Origin of the sequence: Calidithermus terrae, from assembly GCF_003574345.1 — a bacterium.
Lineage (GTDB): Bacteria > Deinococcota > Deinococci > Deinococcales > Thermaceae > Calidithermus > Calidithermus chliarophilus.
This window is the reverse complement of the sequence record NZ_QXDL01000291.1, coordinates 1-4,051: the sequence shown is the minus strand read 5'-3', so window position 1 is coordinate 4,051 and position 4,051 is coordinate 1. Positions and strand designations below refer to the sequence as shown.

Here is a 4,051-nt window from a genome sequence, read left to right as displayed (position 1 = left end):
CGCCCGCCCCGAAGCGGGGGTCGGGGCTGCCGTCCGGGTTGTAGCGGGCCAGCACCCCGTCGAGGCCGTAGGTGGCGGCGCGGCCGAACCCCGCCGCCACCACCTTGCCGTCGGGCTGGACGGCCACCCCCATGAACATCCCGTAGTCGCCGGGCAGGTCCAGCCGCACCCAGCCCCCCCGGCCGAAGCCCTGGTCCGGGACGCCCGAGGCGCTGAAGCGGGCCAGCACCGGCTGTGCCCAGGAGCCGGAGGAGCGCTCCTCCGCGAGGCAGCCCGCGACCAGCAGCTTGCCGTCGGGCTGCAGGGCCACGGCGGTGACGACGTGGTCGGTCTGGGCGTAAGAGAACGTCGCCTTGCCCCCGGAGCCGAAGGAGGCGTCGGGGGCCCCGTTGGTGTGGTAGCGCGCCAGGGCGACGTCGAGGCGCCCCTCGCGGTTCACGGTGCTGCCGGCCAGCACGACCTTGCCGTCGGGCTGCAGGGCCAGGCCCAGGCGCGGGAGGACATAGGAGCCGCTGCCGGAGGAGGAGCCGCCGAAGGCGGTCACGACCGTGCCCCCCGAGCCGAAGGAGGGGTCGGGGCGGCCGTCGGGGTTCAGCCGCGCCAGCAGGAAGTCGGAGCGGTCGGTGTCGACGCCGGCCACCAGCACCTTCCCGTCGGCCTGGAGGGCCAGGGCGTTGGCGACGCCGTACCGCCCGAAGTCCACCCACGTCACGCCCCCCGAGCCGAAGGAGGGGTCGGGGCGGCCGTCGGGGCCGAGGCGGGCCACCCCGAAGCCGGTGGCGGCCCCCTGGAAGTCGTAGAGGTTGCCCGCCACCAGGACCTTGCCGTCGGGCTGGAGGGCCACCGCCTCGGGCCGCTCGTCGGGGTGCCCCGGGACGAAGTCGGCCAGCGCCTTCCCCCCCGCGCCGAAGGAGGCGTCCGGCGCGCCGGACGCCGTGTAGCGGGCCACCGCGGTGTGGTCGGAGAGCTCCCCCGCGCGGCTGCTGTAGCCCGCGACCACCACCCGGCCGTCGCCCTGCAGCGCCAGGGCCAAGGCGAGGTCGCTGCCCCCGAAGTCGGACACCGCCCTCCCGCCGTCGCCGAAGGCGGCGTCCGGGGAGCCGGGGGGCGGGTTCACGGCCACCGCGAGGACGGCCTCGCGGGCCAGGCCGGGCGCGGTGGCCCGGACCTTCAGGCTGTAGCCCCCGGGCAGCGCCCCGGCGGCGGCGCTGAGGGTCAGGGCCTGCTGCACCGGCTGGTCGGAGGCGACCTCGGCGAAGCCGGGGGAGAGGGCGAGGCCCGGCGGCGGGTTGCCCGCCCCGTCCACCAGGCTCAGCCCCACCACCCCGCGCAGGCCCCCGGAGGGGGTGAGGGTGAGGGTCAGCCGGGCCGACTCCCCCGGCAGCAAGGCCAGGCTCTGCGGGCTGAGGGCCAGGGCCAGGTCGGGCTGGGGCTTGGGCGGCGGGGGCGCGCCCGTTTTCGGGTCGCAGGCGGCGAGGGCCAGGGCCAGGGCCGCGGCCAGGGCCGGCGGGCGGCAGGAAGGGGCACTCGAGCGGCCTTCACGACTCGTAGTGTAGAACCGTTCGCGGGTGGGGCTAGTGCCAAGTGACCAACGGGCCGGGGCGAATCCATGCCCTGCCCCGGCCGCCCTCCCCTCTGCCGGCAGGCCCGCTCAGCGGAGCGCCGGGCCTGGGCCCTTCCCGGTCACCGGCCCCTCGGCAATTCCGGCAACCGGTTTTCACTGGAATCAATTTTGCACCTTGTACTTTTGACATGTGTTAAAAAATTGCGTAACGGTTTGCGCATTGTTGATCTATCCTATGCGAGTCGTTTGGACGGTTTTAGGCAGGTGTCAAAAAAATTGTTGACAGTTTGCAGCACCACCCCTATACTTCCCGGCATGGGAGGCTAGCCTCCTATCCCTGAACACAACGTATGGAGACCGCCCCTGGCACCCCCACCCACTGCTGTTTCTGCGCCATGCAGTGCGCGATGCAGTTGCACGCCGACGGCACGGTCAAACCCTTGCCCCACCCCGTCAACGGGGGCAAGCTCTGCGTGCTGGGCCTGACGTCGGGCGAGCTGCTGGGGCACGCCGATCGCCTGAGGACCCCTCTGGTGCGCAAGGGTGAACGGCTCGAGCCCGTGAGCTGGGAAGAGGCGCTGGAGGTGGCCGTGCAGGGCTTCCGGCGCGTCGCCGCCGAGCACGGCGAGAGCGCCAACGCGGTGTACGGCGGGGCCAGCCTGAGCAACGAGAAAGCCTATCTGCTGGGCAAGTTCGCCCGGCTGGCCCTGGGAACGCCGCACATCGACTACAACGGGCGCTACTGCATGTCGGCGGCGGCAGCGGCCCAGAACCGCGCGCTGGGGCTGGACCGGGGGCTCAACCGCCCCCTCGCCGACCTCCCCCGGTACGACGTGATCCTGATGGTGGGCTCCAACGCCGCCGAGTGCCTGCCCATGCTGATGCCCCATCTGCAGCGGGCCAGGGAGGGCGGAACCCGCTTCATCGTGGTGGACCCCCGGCGCACCACCACCGCCAACCTCGCCGCCCTGCACCTCGCCCCGCGCCCCGGCACCGACCTCGCCCTCGCCAACAGCCTGCTCCACCTGCTCGCCAGGGACCAGCGGCTCGACCACGGCTTCATCGCCGGGCGCACCCGGGGGCTAAAGGAGGCCCTGAGGGCCGTGCAGGGATGTACGGCGGCCTGGGCCGCAGAGGTCTGCGGGCTGCTGCCCTACGAGGTCGAGCAGGCCGCCCAACTGCTCGCCGGCGCCCGCAAGGCCCTCATCCTCACCGGGCGCGGGGCCGACCAGAACTCGCGCGGCGTCGCCACCAGCCTGGCGTTCATCAACCTGGCGCTGGCGCTGGGGGCCGAATTTGGCACCCTTACCGGCCAGGCCAACGGCCAGGGCGGGCGCGAGATGGGCCAGAAGGCCGACCAGTTGCCGGGCTACCGCGACGTCGAAGACCCCGCCGACCGCCAGGCCGTCGCCAGGGTGTGGGGGGTCGGGCCCGAGCGGCTCCCCGGCAAGGGGTACTCGGCCTTCGAGATCTTGCAGGCCGTCGCTCGAGGCGAAATCCGGGGGATGCTGGTGATGGGTTCGAACCCCATCCCCTCCTCCCCGCGCTCGGACCGGGTGCGCGAGAGCCTCGCGCGCATGGAGCACCTGGTGGTCATCGACTCCTTCCTCTCGGAGACCGCCCGCCACGCCAGGGTGGTGCTGCCCGGCGCGCTGTGGAGCGAGGAGGACGGCACCACGACCAACCTCGAGGGCCGCGTGGTGCTGCGCCGGGCGGTGCGCCTTCCCCCCGCCGGGGCCAGGGGCGACCAGGAAATCCTCTGTGCCCTCGCCGCCGGGTTGGGGGCGGGGCAATACTTCAGCTACAGCGGCCCCAAAGAGGTCTACGACGAGCTGCGCCGGGCCACGCGGGGTGCTAAGGCCGACTACTACGGCATCACCTGGGAGCGCCTCGAGGCCGGGGAGGAGCTGTTCTGGCCCTGCCCCTCCGAAGACCACCCCGGCACGCCCCGGCCCTTCGCCGAGCGCTTCGCCCACGCCGACGGGCGCGCCCGCTTCAGCCCCACCCCCTTCCAGCCCAGCGCTGAAGCGCCCACCGCCCACTACCCGCTCTACCTCACCACCGGGCGGGTGCTCTACCACTACCTCACCGGCAACCACACCCGCCGCTTGGGCCGCCTGACGAAGAAGTACCCCGAGCCGCTGCTGGAGGTCCACCCCGAGACCGCCCAGCGCCTGGGGCTCGCCGAGGGTGAGCTGGCCGAGGTCAGCAGCCAGCGCGCCAGCGCCCGCTACCGGGTCAGGCACAACCCCAGGATTCGCCCCGACACCCTCTTCGTGCCCTTCCACTGGGACGGGCAACAAGCCATCAACCGGCTGATGAACCCGGTGCTCGACCCCATCTGCCAGATGCCCGAGTTCAAGGTAGCCGCCGTGAATCTCGCGCCGGTCGCCCGACCTGAAGCCGTCGTGGCGGCGGCCGACTAGGAGGAGCCATGTACTACCCGGTGATGCTGGACCTGAGGGGCAGGGGGGTGCTGTTCGTGGG

The 4,051-nt window shown here is 72.8% G+C and carries 1 protein-coding gene and 1 pseudogene; one reads left to right on the top strand and one right to left on the bottom strand.

Translation table 11 applies throughout. The annotated features are described in order from the left end of the window. A pseudogene (locus tag Mterra_RS19490) lies at positions 1-1,387 on the bottom strand (hypothetical protein); the annotation flags it as partial. Between the two features lie 527 nt (positions 1,388-1,914). Between Mterra_RS19490 and Mterra_RS19485 the strand changes: the two are divergent. Then, positions 1,915-3,990 carry a molybdopterin oxidoreductase family protein gene (locus Mterra_RS19485; RefSeq protein ID WP_119316635.1) on the top strand — a complete coding sequence of 692 codons (2,076 nt, stop codon included), beginning with the start codon at positions 1,915-1,917 and terminating at the stop codon, positions 3,988-3,990. Positions 3,991-4,051 lie beyond the last annotated feature (61 nt).